The organism is Pseudomonas sp. (assembly GCF_050739775.1).
Taxonomy (GTDB): domain Bacteria; phylum Pseudomonadota; class Gammaproteobacteria; order Pseudomonadales; family Pseudomonadaceae; genus Aquipseudomonas.
Genome location: NZ_JBOICA010000057.1, coordinates 1 through 17,422, shown reverse-complemented (window position 1 = coordinate 17,422; position 17,422 = coordinate 1). Strand labels below are relative to the sequence as shown.

Below are 17,422 nucleotides of genomic sequence, written 5' to 3'. Positions count from 1 at the left end.
TTTCAGACTGTATCGCCGAAGAAACAAACCCAATCTACTCTGCTGCATGCCGGAGCAACTCAGAGCGTTCGAAAGACTCGCCCATAGAGCGTCCAGCCTGCGTGTCGACTAGCTGCCTACGGAACTACATCTACTGCTGGCTGTTGCGCCGTAAGGGCAACCGGCTTTTCGGAGGGGATGACCCAAATGCACAAACAATCGAGCACCCGCTCCGAACTGGCCGACGCGCTCTTTCGCCTGCGCCGCAGTTTTTACTCGCTGGCAGGGTTCAGCGGGGTCATCAACGTCATGATGTTGACGCCAGCCGTGTACATGCTGCAGGTCTATGACCGAGCCCTGGTCAGTCGCAACATCACGACGCTGACAATGCTGACCGTCCTGGTGGTGGGGTTGTTCTTGCTGATGAGCACCCTGGAAATGATCCGCACCCGCATGCTGATCCGGGTCGGCAACTACCTCGACATGGACCTCAACCGACGCGTTTTCACCGCTGCATTCGAGCGCAACCTGAGCCGCGCCGGAGGCAATCCGGCCCAGGCCCTGCAAGATCTCGCGCAGGTTCGTCAGTTCCTCACCGGCAATGGCCTGTTCGCTTTCTTCGATGCGCCGTGGACGCCGGTCTACCTGCTGGTCGCCTATCTGATCCACCCGCTACTCGGACTGATCACGCTGATCGGTTCGCTGATTCTGGTGGGCCTGGCGTACCTCACCGAGAAGGCGACGCAGAAGCCACTGGCCGAAGCCAATCAGGCTGCCCTCTCCTCTGCCAACTACGCCAACAACAACCTGCGCAACGCCGAGGTCATCGAGGCCATGGGCATGCTGCCGTCGATCAGCAAGCGCTGGTACCAAAGCCATCTGCGCATTCTGCAGATGCAGACCCTGGCCTCCGACCGCGCCGCCATCATCAGCAGCACCGGGCGCTTCGTGCGCATCACGTTGCAGTCGCTGATCCTCGGCGCTGGCGCGCTGCTGGCGATCGAAGGCAAGATCACCCCGGGGATGATGATTGCCTGCTCGATCCTCACCGGCCGCGCACTGGGCCCGGTGGAACAGGTCATCGCATCGTGGAAGCAACTGCTCGGCTGCCGTTCGGCCTGGGGCCGGCTCAACGAGATGCTGCACGACTATCCGCGCCGGCCTCCGAGCATGTCGCTGCAACGGCCGCTGGGCATGCTGGCGGTGGAGAATGTGTATGCCGGCGCCCCCGGTGGCAACAACACGATTCTGCGCGGGGTGAGCTTCAACCTTGCCCCCGGCGAAAGCCTCGGCATTATCGGTCCATCCGCCTCGGGCAAATCCACCCTCGCCCGCCTGCTGGTTGGCGTCTGGCCGGCGCAGGCCGGCAAGGTACGCCTGGACGGCGCGGACATGTTCACCTGGAACAAGGGCGAACTTGGCCCCTGGCTCGGCTACCTGCCCCAGGACGTGGAGCTGTTCGAGGGCACCATCGCCGACAACATCGCGCGCTTTGGCGAAGTGGACAGCGACGCAGTCATCCGCGCCGCCAAGATCACTGGCGTACACGAGATGATCCTGCGTTTTGCACAGGGTTATGACACCCGTCTGGGCACCGATGGCAGCCCGCTTTCCGGTGGCCAGAAGCAACGCATCGCCTTGGCCCGCGCCCTGTATGGCGAACCGAATCTGATCGTGCTGGATGAGCCGAACGCCAACCTCGACGACCTTGGCGAAAAGGCCCTGGTCGATGCGCTGGCCGAACTCAAGCACCGCGGCGCCACCGTCATTCTGATTTCCCACCGTCCCAACGTGCTCTGCGCCGTCGATAAGGTGCTGATGCTGCGCGACGGCGGCGTGCAGATGCTCGGCACGCGCGACGAAGTATTCACAGCGCTGCGCAAGGCCAGTGTGATGCCTGCAGGCGCGCCGACTCCGCTGGCCTCCGTCAAAGCACGGGAGTGACCGATCATGCAAATGAGCCAACACACCGAGATGATTCAAACCGCTGACAAGAGCGTGATCGATCTGGATGTCGGTAAACCCGCGCGATGGGGCATATGGCTGGTGCTCGCCGGTTTCGGCGGTTTCCTCCTGTGGTCCTGGCTGGCGCCGCTGGATGCCGGCGTGGTAGCGACAGGCACGGTCAAGGTCACCAGCAATCGCAAGGCCGTGCAGCACCTGAGCGGCGGCACCGTGGAGGCCATTCTCGTGCGCGAAGGCGATGTCGTGACAAAAGGCCAGGAGGTGGTCCGCCTCGACGCGCTGCGTGCCGTTGCCGAACAAGGCGCAGTCAGCGCCCAGTACATCGTCAGCAAGACCGTGGAAAACCGCCTGGAAGCGGAACGTGACGACCGTGATGTGGTGAACTACGACCCTGAGTTGCTCAAGCGCTTCGGCAATGACCAGCGCCTGGTGGCCGCCATGGACCTGCAACAGCGCCTGCTCGACACCCGGCGCGCCGGTCTCGCTGGCGAGATCAGCATCCTGGAGGAAAACCTGACAGCGTCGGCAGTGCAACTCAAGGGCCTGCAACAGGTGTATGGCGCCCGCGCCTCGCAGATCAACTTCCTCAACCAGGAGCTGCAAGGCACCCGCGTACTGGCGGCCGAAGGTTACGTGCCGCGCAACCGCCTGCTGGAGCTGGAACGCAGTAACGCCGACCTCTCCGCCGGCCAGGCCGAGAACCTCAACAACATCGCTCGCGTGCGTAGCCAGGCCACCGAAATCAAACTGCGCATCCTGCAGCGCCAACACGATTACCTGAAAGAGGTCGAATCGCAGCTGACCGACACCGCCAAGGAAAACACCACCCTGGCCGACCGCTTGCGCGCGCTGGACTACGAAGTGACCCACACGGTAATTCGCTCACCGATCGAGGGCATGGTCCAGTCCCTGAGCATTGCCACCGTCGGCGGGATCATTCAGCCTGGTTTCAAGATCATGGAAATCGTTCCGCTCAACGAACCGCTGCAGGTCGACGCGATGATTCCCGTGCAGGCCATCGACAAGATGGTCCCGGGCCTTGCCGTGGACATTGCCTTCCCGGCCTTCAACCATGCCCAAACGCCGAACATCCCCGGCCGCGTCAAGACCATCTCCGCCGACCGCCTGCTCGACGAGGAAAGCAAGCAACCCTTCTACTTGGCACAGGTGGAAGTCACGCCCGCTGGCATGCGCCTGCTTGGCAGCAATCACATTCGCCCCGGCATGCCCGCCAGCGTCACCATCAAGACCGGCGAGCGCAACCTGTTGAGCTACCTGCTCAAACCGATGCTCGAACGCGTGGACAGCGCCTTCAAGGAGCAATGAAATGAACCGTCATTGCCTGTTCTTCTACCTGCTAGGGCTGTCTCTGCCGGCCAGCGCCATGGACCTCAAACAGGCCTGGGATCTGTTGCAATACCAAGGCCCTGTCTACCGCGCCGCAGTGCATGAAAAAGCGGCCGGCGCGCAAAACCGCGCCATTGGCCTGGCCGGCCTGCTGCCGCAGATCAATGCCTCGGCCTACGACAACAAGGTCAATGGCTCCCAACGCCAGAACGGCATCGACAACGATCTCGACTACGATTCCAAGGGCGCTAACGTGCGCTTGCGCCAGCCGCTGTTCAACAAACAGAAGATGGCCGAGTACCGCCAAGGAAAGCAGCGTGCCGACTACAGCGTCGCGGTGTTCGATGCCAAGAGTCAGGACGCCGCGGTGCGCCTGGCCGAAAGCTATTTCGACGTGCTCCTGGCCAGCGAAACCATCGTCCTGGCCAAGTCCAAGCTGAGCGCCTTCAATGAGCAACTCGCCTCGGCGAAACGGCGTATGGAGCTGGGGGCCGGCACCGTCACCGACATCGACGAGTCGCTCGCGCGCCGCGATCTCGCCGAGGCTGAGCTGATCGAAGCGCAGGACAACCTGGTCAATGCACGCCGCAAGCTTGAGGAATATATCGGTGCCCCCCCCGAATCGCTGACCACCTTACGTCCGAGCTTCGATACACCACCGCTGCTACCGAGCAACCTGCAGGACTGGCTGGTCAAAGCCCAGGCCGATAGCCCGCTGATCCATGCGCGCCGTTATAGCAGCGACCTCGCCGAAGAAGAAGTGCAGCGCGCCAAAGCCGGCCACTGGCCAACACTGGATTTCATTGCCGGCTACACCGCGGGCGACAGCCAATCAATCTCCGAGTTGAATCAACGCAACCGCTACAGCTCAATCGGGCTGGAAATCAACTTCCCGCTGTTCAGCGGTGGCGGTGTCAGTGCGCTGGCACGCCAGGCCAGTGCCAATAGAGAAAAGGCCCTGGACGAACTCGACGCCACGCGACAGGAAGTCATCTCCGGAACCACCCGTGAGTATCGCGGCGTACAAAGCGGCGCCAAACGTGTTCGCGCGCTGGAGAAGGCAGTAGCGTCCAACGAACGCTCACTGGCATCGACACGCAAGGGTTTCCTGGAGGGCGGCACCAGCACCAACTCGGACGTCCTCAATGCCGAGGAGCTGCTCTTCGTTGCGCGCCACGATCTGTTTGAGGCCAAGTTGCGCTATTTGATGTCGCACCTGCGCCTGGCCTCTTCGGTGGGCAGCCTGGGCGATGACGATATCGACCAGATCAACAACTACCTCGGCCCAGAACTGCTGGTCACCAACTAATTTCCACCTGTCGCTGGTGCAGGCATGCGCCTGGTCAACGCCCGGAGTGGACTGCTGCAGGTGCAATAAGCACAGGGGGCTTGGACTCGTGAAATTTATCTGGTAGTTTTTCATGAAAATATACCAATAAAAATTCACGAGACCCGCCATGTTCAAGCAATCCGCCCAGCATGTCGCCAGCTACTACGCCCGCACCTACCCGGGTGTCATCCCCTTGCGCCCTACCCTGCACGAGCGTCTGGACACCGAGGTGCTGATCATCGGCGCCGGTTTCAGCGGCTTGCACACCGCCCTGCGCCTGGCCTTGGCGGGCAAGCGGGTGACGCTGCTGGAGGCCAGCCGCGTAGCGTGGGCGGCGTCGGGACGCAATGGAGGTCAGGCCCTGCTGGGCTGGTCGTGCGACATGCCACCGCTGGAAAAAGCCCTGGGCCAGGAACATGCCCGGCGCCTGTGGGACAGCATGTGCTGGGCCGCCCGCGAGATGCGCGAACTCCCCGAGCGCCATGGTTTCGATATCGATTACCGTCCAGGCAGCCTGTGGACCGCAGTGCTGCCCCGGCGGGTCGGCATGCTGCGTGAAGCCCAGCGCGAGGCGATCGATAAATGGGGTTACGACAAACTGCAGTTGATCGAACGTGATGCCTTGCCGGAGTGGATCGACAGCCCACGCTACCAGGCCGCGCTCTACGATCCGGAAGGTGCTCATCTTAACCCGTTGAAACTGGCCCAAGGCCTGGCAGCCACTGTTGAATCGGCAGGCGGACGTCTGTTCGAACAGACCCGTGTACTTGATTACCGCGAAACCGCCAACGGCTTTATCGCCCGCACCGAACACGGTGAAGTGCGCAGCGACGTACTGGTCCTGGCCTGCAATGCCTACATCGACAACCTCGACCGGCAACTATCACGCCGCCTGCTGCCGGTGGGCTCCTACCAGGTGGCTACAGTGCCCCTGGACCCCGCTTTTGCACGTTCGCTGCTGCCGCGTAACAGCTGCGTAATCGACAACCAGTTCGTCCCGGACTATTTCCGCCTGACCCCGGACCACCGCTTGTTGTTTGGCGGTGGTTGCACGTATCTGGGCGGCATTCCCCAAGATGTTGCCGCAGCCACCCGCCCGGTGCTGGAGCGCGCCTTCCCGCAGTTGCGTGGGGTCGCCATCGAACATGCCTGGGGCGGGCACCTGGACTGCAGCCTGCGACGCACCCCGGACATCGGCCACAGCGGCCAGCGCTACTGGTTGCAGGGCTTCTCCGGGCATGGCGTACTGCCGACCCTGGCCGGCGCCCGCGCCGTCAGCGATGCCATTCTCGGCGACACCGAGTTGCTGGCGCTGTACCAGGCCATCGACAATGGTCGCTTCCCCGGCGGCGATTTGCTTGCCGCGCCTCTGGAGGCAGCGGCCAAGGCCTGGTACCGCCTGCGCGACAACCTTTAAGAGGACAGCACCATGGACATGCAGGATGAAATCGAAGGCCTGGCGATCCTGATCCGTGACCTGCGCAAACACCGCAACTTGACGCTGGGCGAACTGGCCCAGCGCATTGACCGCTCGGTGGGCTTTCTGTCCCAGGTCGAGCGCGGCCTGTCGCGCCCCACCGTGGCCGACCTGACCGCCATCAGCGAAACCCTGGATGTACCCACCACCTATTTCTACAACCTGAGCAAACCACGGGAAGTGGACTGGGTCACGCGCCCGGGCGAGCGGCGCACGCTCTACTACGCCGGCGGCATCACCGACGTGCTGGTCTCCCCCAAGCTCACGGGCAGTTTTTCCATGCTCGAAAGCCACCTGGCACCCGGCGCCAGCAGCGGCGAAGGCCATCTGGATGACAGCTCCGAACAAGGTGGCTTTGTCCTCGAAGGACAACTGAGCCTGTGGCTCGATGACAGCCAAGAGCCGGTAACCCTGGGCCCCAACGACAGTTTCCAGCTACCGCCGCACAGCCAGTTTCGCTACGCCAACCTCACCGGACAGCCGACACGGGTGCTCTGGGTATTTCGTTGAACCACGCTGCAGGATTGCAATCGATGATAACAACAAAAAGCTTTGCCGATCTGCTCACTGAAGTTCGTGACTTTCGCACTCGATTCCCCGAAGTGTGCTATGTCGACCTGATCAGCCTGGACATTCCCGGGCACTTCTATGGCAAGCGCTACCCGATCGACATGCTCGAAAAGGTCGCCGCCGGCAGCCCCTTGAAACTGCCGCAGAACTGCGTGCTGCTGGGCGTCCAGGGCGGTCTGTTCCCGATCGGCGACTACTGCTTCCACGATGGCGACCCGGACGCACCGCGGCGCCTGATCCCTGGCACCCTCAAGCCGGTGCGCTGGGAGAACCAGCCGCTGGGGCAGATGCTGATCAGCTCCGACGGCACCCAGGCGCCCATCGAATTCGAACCGCGGGAAGTGCTCGCCCAGGTCTTGCAGCGCTTGGCGCGTCGCGGCATTCGCCCGGTGGTGGCGTTCGAGCTGGAGTTCTACCTGTTCGACCGCAGCCTCAAGGAAGGTCTGCCACAGTTTCCCCGCGATCCGTTCAGTGATGACCCGGACGACCAGCCAAACATGCATATCGAGCGCCTGTCGCGCTACTCCGACGTGTTGCGCGATATGGTCGAGGCCGCCAATGAGCAAGGCGTGGACGCCAACGTCATCACCGCCGAACTGGGCCCCGGCCAGTTCGAAATCAACTTCGGCCACTGCGACGACGGCCTGCGCGCCGCCGACTGGGCGGCCTTGTTCTGCCGCAGCACCCGCGGCGTGGCGCTCAAGCACGGGATGCGCGCCAGCTTCATGAGCAAGCCCTACCTGGAGGCACCGGGCAGTGGCATGCACGTGCATGTCAGCCTGTATGACCAGGACGGCAACAACCTGCTCGCCGCCGATGACCAGCGCCCCTTGCGCCATGCCGTGGCAGGCTGCCTGGAACTGCTGCCCAGTTGCATGCCGATCTTCGCCGCCAACCACAATGCCATGCGCCGCTACGGCGCCATGGTCAATGCTGCCAGCCGTGCCAGCTGGGGGCACGAGGATCGCGATGCGTGCATCCGCATCCCCGAGTCCGACCCGCGCAACCTGCGCATCGAACACCGTCTCGCCGGTGCCGACGCCAACCCTTACCTGGTGCTGGCCGCGATCCTCAGCGGCATGGAGCACGGGCTGGATGCCGCCCGGGAGCCCATCGCCCCTCTCAATGAAGATCGCAGCAGCGGCATCGAATTTCCCAAGGATATGCTCACGGCGGTCAGCGCCATGCGCCAGCACCCGGTGGTCAACCAGAGCCTGGGCAGCGAATTTGTGATGGTCTACTGCGAGAACAAGCGTCAGGACCATCTGGCGTTCATGCACGACATCAGCGCCAGGGAGTACCGCTGGTTTCTTTGACCGATGGCTGTGATGAGCGGCACAGTACGATTCCCTGTGCCAATCTACCCACAACCTTCGAAGCGAACCAGGAAATTGACCCCATGAGCAAAACGCCCTATACACCGCCCACGGTCTGGAAACATGACGCGCCGTCGGGTGGCGAATTCGCCAATATCAACCGGCCAGTTGCCGGACCGACCCATGACAAAGTGCTACCAGTTGGCAAGCACCCCTTGCAGCTTTATTCATTGGCCACACCCAATGGCGTGAAGGTCACCATCCTGCTCGAAGAACTGCTGGCGCTCGGGGTTACCGGCGCCGAGTACGACGCCTGGCTTATCCGCATCAGCGAAGGCGACCAGTTTTCCAGCGGCTTTGTCGACATCAACCCCAACTCGAAGATCCCGGCGCTGGTGGACCGCAGTGTGGAGCCGGCCATTCGGGTGTTCGAATCCGGCTCGATCCTGCTGTACCTAGCGGAAAAATTCGGCCACTTCCTGCCCAGCGATCCCGCCGGGCGTACGGAAACCTTGAACTGGCTGTTCTGGCAAATGGGCTCGGCACCCTACCTGGGCGGTGGCTTCGGGCATTTCTATGCTTACGCGCCGGAGAAGTTCGAGTACCCGATCAACCGCTTCACCATGGAAGCGAAACGCCAACTCGATGTGCTCGACCGCTGCCTCAGCAAAAACGCTTACCTGGCGGGTGACAGCTATACCATCGCCGATATCGCAGTCTGGCCCTGGTACGGCCAGTTGGTGCGGGGCAACCTGTATTCGGCGGGTGAGTTCCTCAACGTGCAGCAATACACCCATGTGCAACGCTGGGCAGAAGAGATCGCCGAACGGCCTGCGGTGATGCGTGGGAAACGGGTGAACCGGACCTGGGGAGATGAAGCGAGCCAGGTGCCGGAGCGGCATCAGGCGGCGGATCTGGACTGACTATCACTGTCGATTCCGCCAGCTATCCGAATCGTAGACAAAGGTATCGCCAAGCATGCTGTCGTAGCGAATCAGCAGACGCACTCGAGCCTCGGCGGCGGCGATGATCGCCGCAGGCTCATGGGCCTCCAGCATCACGGTAGTCGTGCTGAATTGTTTACCGGGAGGAATGAACTCGCCGACGACAAACAATTCGGCGTGTTGCTCGTAGGGAATATCCCCCAACAATATTCTGCTGGCAGCCGCCAACAAATCCGGCCCCTCGCCCTGCAGTCGCTCGCCATCGACCCATAGGCTGACCTCTCGAATGATTGCCGGTCCCAGGCCATTGTTTTCCAGGATGAAAGAGCAGGACTGGGTGTTAACGTCGGTACTGTTCCAGGCCGCCAGATGTGGCGTTGCCATCCGTCGATGGTGCTGCTCGTGCATTTTTCTTTGCCTGGAACTGAACCGCACAGCGATACAGGCAACCAGGACCGAAGCAAACGCCACCAGGGCCGTCAACAGCGTTGACACCTGAGACAACCAGCCTTCCCAGGCCGTTACGACGTACACCACATAATCCTGTAGGGGTTCCATGTGGCCCATCCCAGTAATGTCGAAACGTCAAACCCCTATGATCATCTTTGCTCAGAGAAGCATAGCAATACGTTGATCGCACATCGGTGTGTTGTGCTTGAGAATACTTGGCGCGCCCGGCAGCCCTCGACTTTAATTTAACTGATGTCCCCAGGGGTTTCTTAACGACACTCACTACCGGGAGCACTGCCATGAACAAACTTATTTTCGTACTGATCGCCGCGCTATCAGCGGCAGGTGGCTGCGCTACGGCTTCATATACCTATCGTGACCAGCCACTGGTCGCAAAGGTCGAGACAGGAATGAGCACAGAACAAGTCCAGCGTATCGGCGGGAAGCCATTAGCCGTATCTGAGCGTACCGTGGTGCCCGGTACCTGCTTCGACTATATGCTCAGCAAGCCAGGCCAGACGCAGCCTTACCATGTCAGCTTCGATGACACTGGGAAAGTGGACCACAAGAGCTTCATGACTTGCGCACAATGGAGTCACGCACAGAAGAAATCCAGGGAGCCACCCACCAATATGGGGGGTGTGGGAGGCTCAGGTTATTAGCCTGTAGCGCACCTCACCGCCCCTGCTTTGCGTTCCATGTTCACGCTGAGCTTCAAATCCAGCGGCTGACACGCGCGCAGTACTGATCAAACGCTTCACCGAACAAGCGCTGCAATGCGCGCTCTTCTGGCCTGATCTGGAAGCGATTCATATAGAGGACAAACGCCATGATCCCCAGCACCGTGAAAGGTGAGGCAAGCAACACCATCCACGCGCCCAGGATCAACGCAAAGCCCAAATACATCGGGTTTCGGGTAAATCGATAGATACCCGTTGAAACCAGAACTGAGGCAGTTTCCGGTTTCAACGGGTTGACGGTCGTCTTGGCCTGATGAAAGAAGATCACACCCGCCAGACAAATCCCCGCACCGATCAACAACAACGTCAGTGCTACGCCCAGGCGCCAACTCAGAGGCGCTTCGAGCACGGGCCATTGTGCTGCACTGAGCCACATCAACAATGCGCAGATCACCGCCACCAAGGGTGGCGGCACACGGTTCTCGAACCAGTGCATAACGTTACTCCCTGGTCTTGGCAACCTCAGTACAGACCAACTGACTCAGCGCTTGCAGACTAAACTCGTTCAGGCTTTGCCCATTGACGAAGAACGTCGGGTTCCCCTGCACGCCTACGGCGTTAACATCCTGCATGTCCACTTTGAGCACCGCATCTATACTTGGGCCAGTTGGCAAAAGCCACCGACACCAAAGCCGTAGCTATTCGCTATACGAGCAACAGAGCCTGTTGCCTTCGGCCACCAGGCCCCCTTCGGGCTACCGCCTTTACACCAATGTAGAGCGTGATCGCCTGCTATTCATTCGACGCAGCCGCGGGCTGGGTTTCAGTCTTGGCGATGTGCGCGAACTGCTCGGCCTGGCTGACCACAAGACGCACTCCTGCGCGGCTGTCGATACCAAGGTCGAACTACAACTGGCTCAAGTGCGCGAGCGCATCCGGGACTTGCAAGGCCTGGAAAGTGAACTGCAACGCTTGATCGCCTGTTGCCAAGGCGGGGTCATTGAACAGTGTCGGATTATCGAGTCTCTTTCAAATCGATCTTGTGCGCCCCCAGAGTCCAGAGGCGCGGCTTTACCACAAGCTGTCAGCTACCGACTCTGAAACAAAGACAAACGCTGGTCCCTGCCTGTTCGCGGCTGCTGAGGCTAACTTCCCCGCCAAAGCGCTCCATGATCTGCTTCACCATGGTCAAGCCGATGCCCAGCCCGCCCAGTTTGGTGGTGTAGAACGACTTGAAGGCCATCATCTCTTGCTGGCGGGTCATGCCTTTACCGCTATCGTTTATCGACAGGTAGAGCTTTTGCCCATCTGCGCACAGGAGGGTGTTGATCTCGAGTCGGCCGCCATCCGGCATTGCTTCAATGGCGTTGGCAATCACGCTGTTGAGCACCTGTGCGAGCAACAGTTGGTGACTCACCACCAATGGGGTTGGCCCAGAAACAAACGCAACCTGGACTTTCGAGTAGGTCAGCTGCTGTTCGAAGGAGTTCAATGCCGAATGAACTGCGCCGACGAGATCGACCTGTTCCGACTCGCCCCGCAACGGACGCAAGCACAGCAGCAAATCCCTTACCCAGATCGACATGCGGTCAACTTGACTGATGATATCCGCGATATTTTTCCCGGCGGGTTGCCCCTCCGCGCTTTCGGCCAGTTCGGCACTGCTACGGATGCTCGCCAGTGGGTTACGCATGCTGTGCGCCACAGCGGTCGACATCTCGACCAGGCCGCCATAGGTCTTGTTGGCTACCAGTTGATCCTGCTGGGACGCCAACAACTTCGAGGCCCGCCAGACGATCCAGAACAGTCCGAAGTAAATCCCCAAACCACCCAGCACGGTGGCCATCCAGATCAAGCGGAATCCCCGATTGACCCTCTCGATCAAATCCACTGGTTCTTTATAGATCTCCACCATCGCCAGGACATTGCCTTGTTCGTCAATCAACGGGATGTAGTTCTCGATAAAGAACTCCTGCGGCGGATGGATAAACTGCTGCTCGACCCGCCCATCCTGAACCTCGTTATATCTCGCCGAAACGCGCCCCTTGGAGGTAAAGGCAACGTCTAGTGCAGCATCCCCCACGATCTTGCGCCCCATCAATGCCGGATTGGTTGACCAGACAACGACCTTGTCAGGCGAATAGATGGTCGCTAGCAGAATGTCCGGAAGATGGGCCAGATGGTCCAGAAATTCGGAACGTGCCCGGCCCCGGTTACGCGCCGTTTCTTCATTCAACATGCCGTACACCGACGGTGCCAGCACTGCCCCCATCTGCATGCCCGAGAGGTCGTGATGGCGAATTTCGCCAATAGCCACAGCCTGGATGAACTGAGCCGACAACAGTGCATCGCGCTCGAGGCTTTCGTTCATCAGGAAGCGGGTCGACAGCGACCCCAGGCCAATGGCAACGACGCCGATGATGAGGAAGCTGATTATCGAGAACCCGCGCAGCAAATCGAACTGCTCAGCGGAGTCGATTGACGTAGCGCCTCGAAAAGGTAGGTATCTGGACCAGAATGACGTTGCATTCATAGAAGAGACTCGCCAGATGTGAACAGCAGTGATTGCAACGTCCCTGATAGTCGACGATCCAGGCAGTCTCACCACCTCTACCTACACTCTAGCCGTACATTTCAGCGGCATCGACCGGACGGGTTGAATGTTACGCCCCATCCCGCACGCTAGACTTCACCGTCATGAACGCCATCCTTGAGCGCCTGCAGCGCTGGGCGAAAGCACTCAAAAAGCAAACCATGGTGCTCTGGTTCTGTTACCACCACCCCGGAACCCCCTGGTTGCCCAGATGGATTGCCATTTTGGTGGTCGCTTACGCATTGAGCCCAATCGACTTGATTCCCGACTTTATCCCTGTACTTGGCTACCTGGACGATCTGATTATCCTGCCGTTGGGTATCTGGCTAGCTATTCATCTGATGCCACCTCTGGTCCTGGCAGCGTGTCAGACCAAGGCAGCCGAATGGGAGCAGCAACACAGCAAGCGTCCGCCAAACAGAGTTGCTGCGTTGGTCATCATGCTGCTTTGGGTATTGCTATTGATCGGCACGTGGGTGGTGTACGTCAGGGATGCGTGAGAGCTGCCTGCGCTCCGCCAGCAGGCACCCTTGATGCTGATGGCGCTGAAAACGCGGTGATCATCCCCAGAGCCATCACGGCCATTTCGTCGTAGAAGGCCATGGTGACTCCAGGTGTAAAAAGCCCAGCACGAAGGCTGGGCTCTGGTTATTTTCTGTTTTCCATCATCTTGTCGGCGAGCGCTTTGGCCCGTTCAATCAACAGGTTTTGCCTGTCTTCGTGAGTGGCCCCTCCTACAACCGGTGCAGTCAGATTGCTTTCCGCAATCAACGCGGCACAGAAGTATTGATCCCAAACTCTTTGCTCTGACAACGGTTGGTTCAGCTGGTCGGTATCCATATGCGGCTCCTTCTGATGAGGTAGCACTGCTATTTTACGCCAGGATCGCGAACAACCCCCGTCGCTGGAGATAGTCGGCAAACTGAGTGCTGCTCAGCCGATCCGCCATGTGAACATCTTACTTCGTTTACTAGGCTGAACCACTTAATCCGTACAACTGCGGTCGTCGGTCCCGATGCAGATCATTGCGCTCACTAATACGCTTGTTACGCGCCTGCACAAGATTGACTGCCGCCAACAGAATCTGCTCGCCGCCCTGCTCCGCAGGACCTGACATCGGGTAACCGTCGGCATCGACAATCACCGAACCTTGCACCCAGTTCACCCCGCGCTCGTGACCATAGCGGTCACAAGCGGCGATGAACATCCGGTTCACCGAGGCGTTGGCCTGCACCCGCAAGACTTCCGCCGGGCGTTCGGTTGGTGGCCGTGGACCGTCGGGCCAGTTGACCGGCGCACAGAGTAGATCGGCACCGGCCAGTGCCGGAAGGCGCACCCACTCGGGAAACTCCAGGTCGTAGCAGATCAGCATGCCAATACGCCCAAAGACCGTTTCGATCACCGGTGGCGCAGCATCCCCGGCCGTGAAGATTTCCTTTTCCGCATCCCACAGATGCGCCTTGCGGTATACCGCGCGCAGTCCTTGGGCATCGATCATCGCCGCGCTGTTGCCAAGTTCATCGCCGGCCAGCTGCTCGCAGAATCCGCCCACTACCACAATGTTCAGCTCACGAGCCAATGCTTGCCACAGGCGCAGCGTCGGGCCTTCAGTGGTTTCGGCAAGGGCCAGCGCTTCGTCACGGTCGGCAAACAGGTAGCCGCTCTGTACCAGTTCGGGCAATACCACAACCTGGGCGCCCTGGAAGGCCGCCGAACGAATGGCTCGCTCAGTGAGTGTGCGGTTGTAAGCGAGATCGCCTATTTTCGGCGCCAGTTGACAGCAGGCGACCACGATGTTCTGTGCAATGTTCAACGCCCTGCCTCCGCAGTTTTATCGGTCATGGCGATAATGTCACTCTCAGTAATCGAGTCGATGATCCGGCGCTCGGCGGCCAGATCTATCGAACGGCTGAGGATGTAATACGTCAGCCCCGAAACGGCCAGCCCCACCAGCCAGGCAATGTCCACGCCTTCAAGCATGCGTGCCAGCGGGCCGACGAATACTTCCTTGTCGGCGGCGGCATCGAAGATGTAGAAGAACGGCACCATGGCGGCAAAGCCGATCAGGTACGAGACAATGCCGCGAAATTGCCAGGCGCCATAGATGCCGTTCGGCGTGAAGAAATGCGGGATCGCGTAGCGGCCTTTGCGCACGAAGAAGTAGTCCACCAGATTGACGGCGGTCCATGGCACGAGGAAGTACAGGAGCAACACCAGGAAAGTGTTCAAAAGCGCTATGCCGTCACCTTTGACCGACAGCACACAGGTCAACAGGATCAGGCTGATGACGGTGATCGAGAGCACCCGCGCACGGGGTGTCGGGGTGATTTTCTTTATCGAGTCGAGGCCAGTCAGCAAGGTCAGCATGGCGCTATAGGTATTGAGCGCAATGATCGGCAGGAAACCCGCCACCGACACGACCACCAGCAGGTTGCCCAGCCCCGGAATCATAGAAGAGCCGACCTGATTCAACGCCACTAGTGCATCTGCCGCATTCAACTCCTGAGCGAGCCAGGCACCGAGGCCGATCATCCAGCTGCCCGACAACGAGGCGCCGATGAACACTGCCGCGATCAGCTTCCAGCGGCTGGTGTTCTTCGGCAGGTAGCGGGAATAGTCGGAAACATAGGGCGCGTAGGAAATGTTGTAGCTCGCGCCAATGGCAAACAACGTGGCAAAGGCAATCCAGCTAAATCCCAGATCGGCCGCTGGGCTGACACTTTCCCGGCCCGCGCCGAACATCAAAGCAATCGTGACCAGCGCATACAACGGCAAAGTGGCCAGCAACGCCCATTTGAAGGCTTTGTGCATCAGATCGTGGCCATAGATCGACAGCAGAGCGCCAATCAGCACTACCGTCACCGCCACGAGCGTCGGGTCAACGCCAAACACATGTTCCAGGCCGTTCATGATCAGTGAAATGTTCACCACGTTGAAACCGACAAACACAAACATCGTCGCCATCAACGCCAGGATTACCCCGCGATAGCCGAACTGGGCACGGGACTGGATCATTTGCGGCAAGCCCATCTCCGGCCCCTGCGAGCCGTGGAACGCCATGAAGATAGTGCCGAACATGATGCCCAGTGCGCCGGCCAGCATGGTCCATAGGGCCGACAACCCCAGGCTTGGGCCGACAAAGCCGATGGAGATGGTAAAGAAGTGAAAATTGCCGAGAAACCAGAACGGTCCCTGGCTGCTAAGTTTAGCGTGACGTTCGTGTTCCGGTATGTAGTCGATCGAGTGGCCTTCGATGGCCAACCCGCTGCTCGCCTCGGCGGCGTGCGCAGAAAGTGGGGACCCTGACATACGATGGTTCCTATGCAGCTGATTGTTTTTGTTGTGGACACAGCGATCGGTTCGCCATCCTGATCGGGTGAAGCTCCATAAATAGCTGACAATTTCGCTGGACACACTGCAATGTATGGCGTTGCTCGGGACTGTAAAATATCGCAAACAAATTGTTTACATAGATCCATGCCTATGTAAGCGAGCATCGGGGGGGCACGCATGCTGGGAACTGTATCGGAGCTGGATCTGCGTTTGATCCGGGTATTTCTGGCCGTCGTCGAGGCCGGCGGGGTTTCGGCGGCGCAAACCGCCCTTAACACCACGCAACCCACTATCAGCGCACAACTGGCAACACTGGAAGCACGCGTGGGATTCCGCCTGTGCGAACGCGGTCGCGGCGGCTTTTCGGTGACGCCCAAGGGCAACCAGTTTGTCGAGGCAGCCAGACGATTGCTGGCAGCTGCGGAGGGCTTCCGGGTCGAAGTACAGCACATCAATCGCAAAGTCTCGGGCACCATCAACATTGGACTGCTCGGACAAATCGATCCGGTCGCCAACAAGAAAATCGGCCTGGCCATTGCGCGCTTGCGATCTCAGCATGAGGGGCTGTACTTCCATTTCACGGAACTGTCCTCGTCCCTGCTGGAAGAGAAAATCATCAACAGCCATATCGATCTGGCAATCGGCTATTTCTGGCACCGCCTGCCCAATATCGATTACTTCCCTTTGTTTCAGGAAACCCAGATCGCTTACTGCGCGCCACCGCACCCGCTGTCAGAGCATGCGGGCGCGTTGACCCGGGAGGATGTCAGCCACTATGACTGGGTCTGGCCGAGCCACCCCTTGCCGGAAATGCCAGCGCCGACCTCGATCGAACGCCTGACCGTTCTCACTGACAGCATGGACGGTGCCGCGCTGCTGATTCTGTCCGGCCAACACCTGGGTTTTCTGCCTCAGCACTATGCGGCACGGCATGAGCAACTCGGGCAGTTGCATCCGCTCAATCCTGAGGTGCTGTGCTATGAGGTCGGTTTTCATGCGGCGGTCAGGCATTCGGCTCGGCGGCGTGATTTGGTGAGTGCGTTTCTGGGCGAGTTGATCGCCATTTTTGGATTGCCCTAGGGGCAACTCTTCGACGAAGTGGATGCCAGTCTAAGGCACGGTAAGCATGCCAAGTTCATCCTGACGAATCACTTGATGACTCGTCGCCCGCTGTTGATATTTTCGACGCACCCTTGTGCGCGTTGAAGCGCACTTGGTGCTGTTCGAGCAAAAAGTTGCTTGGTATCAATGATGACTACCTAACCGAGCTTATCGGGCCCTCTGCTTTCCACCTACCCGGATGCTTACGTCGCATTCCCTAGTGTTCTGTCTCAAAAATAAATTTCCTACTTGAGCTACTCTTCCATAGTCAGCCGTGACATGGAGTGCCGCTATGAACTCTCAAGACATCGTGCTCAGTGACGACGAACAAGTTGAG

At 59.7% G+C, this 17,422-nt stretch carries 17 protein-coding genes; 11 read left to right on the top strand and 6 right to left on the bottom strand.

The annotated features are described in order from the left end of the window. Nucleotides 1-186 precede the first annotated feature (186 nt). The 7 genes from ACRESH_RS22325 (at nt 187) to yghU (ending at nt 8,907) form a co-directional block, all read left to right on the top strand. A complete protein-coding gene (locus ACRESH_RS22325) occupies nt 187-1,923 on the top strand; it encodes a type I secretion system permease/ATPase (RefSeq protein ID WP_431744019.1) in 1,737 nt (578 codons plus the stop codon). 6 nt (nt 1,924-1,929) lie between these two features. Next, nucleotides 1,930-3,270, top strand: a complete 1,341-nt coding sequence (locus ACRESH_RS22320) for an HlyD family type I secretion periplasmic adaptor subunit (RefSeq protein WP_431744018.1) — start codon at nt 1,930-1,932, stop codon at nt 3,268-3,270. 1 nt (nt 3,271) lies between these two features. Then, the gene (locus ACRESH_RS22315; protein WP_431744017.1) at nt 3,272-4,600 is read left to right on the top strand and encodes a TolC family outer membrane protein; all 1,329 of its coding nucleotides are present in this window, start codon (nt 3,272-3,274) and stop codon (nt 4,598-4,600) included. A 148-nt stretch (nt 4,601-4,748) separates the two neighbouring features. Then, nucleotides 4,749-6,038 (top strand): NAD(P)/FAD-dependent oxidoreductase, encoded by a 1,290-nt coding sequence (locus ACRESH_RS22310; RefSeq protein WP_431744016.1) that lies wholly within the window; start codon nt 4,749-4,751, stop codon nt 6,036-6,038. A 12-nt stretch (nt 6,039-6,050) separates the two neighbouring features. After that, nucleotides 6,051-6,608: a helix-turn-helix domain-containing protein gene (locus ACRESH_RS22305; protein WP_431744015.1), complete on the top strand. Its 558-nt coding sequence runs from the start codon at nt 6,051-6,053 to the stop codon at nt 6,606-6,608. 23 nt (nt 6,609-6,631) lie between these two features. Continuing rightward, entirely contained in the window at nt 6,632-7,984 is a 1,353-nt protein-coding gene (locus ACRESH_RS22300; RefSeq protein ID WP_431744014.1) for a glutamine synthetase family protein, read from the top strand. Between the two features lie 83 nt (nt 7,985-8,067). Further along, entirely contained in the window at nt 8,068-8,907 is an 840-nt protein-coding gene (gene yghU, locus ACRESH_RS22295; protein ID WP_431744013.1) for a glutathione-dependent disulfide-bond oxidoreductase, read from the top strand. A 3-nt stretch (nt 8,908-8,910) separates the two neighbouring features. Here yghU and ACRESH_RS22290 read toward each other — a convergent pair whose 3' ends face one another. Then, entirely contained in the window at nt 8,911-9,486 is a 576-nt protein-coding gene (locus ACRESH_RS22290) for a hypothetical protein (RefSeq protein WP_431744012.1), read from the bottom strand. Nucleotides 9,487-9,677: 191 nt separating this feature from the next. Between ACRESH_RS22290 and osmE the strand changes: the two genes are divergently transcribed. Beyond that, nucleotides 9,678-10,040 (top strand): osmotically-inducible lipoprotein OsmE, encoded by a 363-nt coding sequence (gene osmE, locus ACRESH_RS22285; protein ID WP_431744011.1) that lies wholly within the window; start codon nt 9,678-9,680, stop codon nt 10,038-10,040. A 52-nt stretch (nt 10,041-10,092) separates the two neighbouring features. Here the strand turns inward: osmE and ACRESH_RS22280 are convergent, their stop codons facing one another. Further along, a complete protein-coding gene (locus ACRESH_RS22280) occupies nt 10,093-10,554 on the bottom strand; it encodes a methyltransferase family protein (RefSeq protein WP_431744010.1) in 462 nt (153 codons plus the stop codon). Between the two features lie 134 nt (nt 10,555-10,688). Between ACRESH_RS22280 and ACRESH_RS22275 the strand changes: the two genes are divergently transcribed. Then, nucleotides 10,689-11,159, top strand: a complete 471-nt coding sequence (locus ACRESH_RS22275; RefSeq protein WP_431744009.1) for a MerR family DNA-binding protein — start codon at nt 10,689-10,691, stop codon at nt 11,157-11,159. On the opposite strand, the gene ACRESH_RS22270 is transcribed toward ACRESH_RS22275, so the two are convergent. After that, complete coding sequence (locus ACRESH_RS22270; protein WP_431744008.1) at nt 11,143-12,591, bottom strand: sensor histidine kinase; 1,449 nt, start codon at nt 12,589-12,591, stop codon at nt 11,143-11,145. The genes ACRESH_RS22275 and ACRESH_RS22270 overlap by 17 nt on opposite strands. Before the next feature lie 164 nt (nt 12,592-12,755). On the opposite strand from ACRESH_RS22270, the gene ACRESH_RS22265 reads away from it, so the two are divergent. Then, nucleotides 12,756-13,151 (top strand): YkvA family protein, encoded by a 396-nt coding sequence (locus ACRESH_RS22265; protein ID WP_431744007.1) that lies wholly within the window; start codon nt 12,756-12,758, stop codon nt 13,149-13,151. A 148-nt stretch (nt 13,152-13,299) separates the two neighbouring features. Here the strand turns inward: ACRESH_RS22265 and ACRESH_RS22260 are convergent, their stop codons facing one another. From ACRESH_RS22260 to ACRESH_RS22250, 3 genes are all read right to left on the bottom strand, one after another. Beyond that, on the bottom strand, nt 13,300-13,491 hold the full coding sequence (locus tag ACRESH_RS22260) for a hypothetical protein (protein ID WP_431744006.1): 192 nt from the start codon (nt 13,489-13,491) through the stop codon (nt 13,300-13,302). Between the two features lie 130 nt (nt 13,492-13,621). Continuing rightward, nucleotides 13,622-14,464 carry a nitrilase family protein gene (locus ACRESH_RS22255; RefSeq protein ID WP_431744005.1) on the bottom strand — a complete coding sequence of 281 codons (843 nt, stop codon included), beginning with the start codon at nt 14,462-14,464 and terminating at the stop codon, nt 13,622-13,624. After that, nucleotides 14,461-15,960 carry a purine-cytosine permease family protein gene (locus ACRESH_RS22250; protein WP_431744004.1) on the bottom strand — a complete coding sequence of 500 codons (1,500 nt, stop codon included), beginning with the start codon at nt 15,958-15,960 and terminating at the stop codon, nt 14,461-14,463. Before ACRESH_RS22250 ends, ACRESH_RS22255 begins: the two co-directional genes overlap by 4 nt. Nucleotides 15,961-16,161: 201 nt before the next feature. Between ACRESH_RS22250 and ACRESH_RS22245 the strand changes: the two genes are divergently transcribed. Further along, a complete protein-coding gene (locus tag ACRESH_RS22245; protein WP_431744003.1) occupies nt 16,162-17,064 on the top strand; it encodes a LysR family transcriptional regulator in 903 nt (300 codons plus the stop codon). Nucleotides 17,065-17,422 lie beyond the last annotated feature (358 nt).

Coding starts and splice junctions, on each gene's coding strand:
- ACRESH_RS22325 (WP_431744019.1), top strand. CDS start 187: ATGCACAAACAATCGAGCACCCGCTCCGAACTGGCCGACGCGCTCTTT.
- ACRESH_RS22320 (WP_431744018.1), top strand. CDS start 1,930: ATGCAAATGAGCCAACACACCGAGATGATTCAAACCGCTGACAAGAGC.
- ACRESH_RS22315 (WP_431744017.1), top strand. CDS start 3,272: ATGAACCGTCATTGCCTGTTCTTCTACCTGCTAGGGCTGTCTCTGCCG.
- ACRESH_RS22310 (WP_431744016.1), top strand. CDS start 4,749: ATGTTCAAGCAATCCGCCCAGCATGTCGCCAGCTACTACGCCCGCACC.
- ACRESH_RS22305 (WP_431744015.1), top strand. CDS start 6,051: ATGGACATGCAGGATGAAATCGAAGGCCTGGCGATCCTGATCCGTGAC.
- ACRESH_RS22300 (WP_431744014.1), top strand. CDS start 6,632: ATGATAACAACAAAAAGCTTTGCCGATCTGCTCACTGAAGTTCGTGAC.
- yghU (WP_431744013.1), top strand. CDS start 8,068: ATGAGCAAAACGCCCTATACACCGCCCACGGTCTGGAAACATGACGCG.
- ACRESH_RS22290 (WP_431744012.1), bottom strand. CDS start 9,486: ATGGAACCCCTACAGGATTATGTGGTGTACGTCGTAACGGCCTGGGAA.
- osmE (WP_431744011.1), top strand. CDS start 9,678: ATGAACAAACTTATTTTCGTACTGATCGCCGCGCTATCAGCGGCAGGT.
- ACRESH_RS22280 (WP_431744010.1), bottom strand. CDS start 10,554: ATGCACTGGTTCGAGAACCGTGTGCCGCCACCCTTGGTGGCGGTGATC.
- ACRESH_RS22275 (WP_431744009.1), top strand. CDS start 10,689: ATGTCCACTTTGAGCACCGCATCTATACTTGGGCCAGTTGGCAAAAGC.
- ACRESH_RS22270 (WP_431744008.1), bottom strand. CDS start 12,591: ATGAATGCAACGTCATTCTGGTCCAGATACCTACCTTTTCGAGGCGCT.
- ACRESH_RS22265 (WP_431744007.1), top strand. CDS start 12,756: ATGAACGCCATCCTTGAGCGCCTGCAGCGCTGGGCGAAAGCACTCAAA.
- ACRESH_RS22260 (WP_431744006.1), bottom strand. CDS start 13,491: ATGGATACCGACCAGCTGAACCAACCGTTGTCAGAGCAAAGAGTTTGG.
- ACRESH_RS22250 (WP_431744004.1), bottom strand. CDS start 15,960: ATGTCAGGGTCCCCACTTTCTGCGCACGCCGCCGAGGCGAGCAGCGGG.
- ACRESH_RS22245 (WP_431744003.1), top strand. CDS start 16,162: ATGCTGGGAACTGTATCGGAGCTGGATCTGCGTTTGATCCGGGTATTT.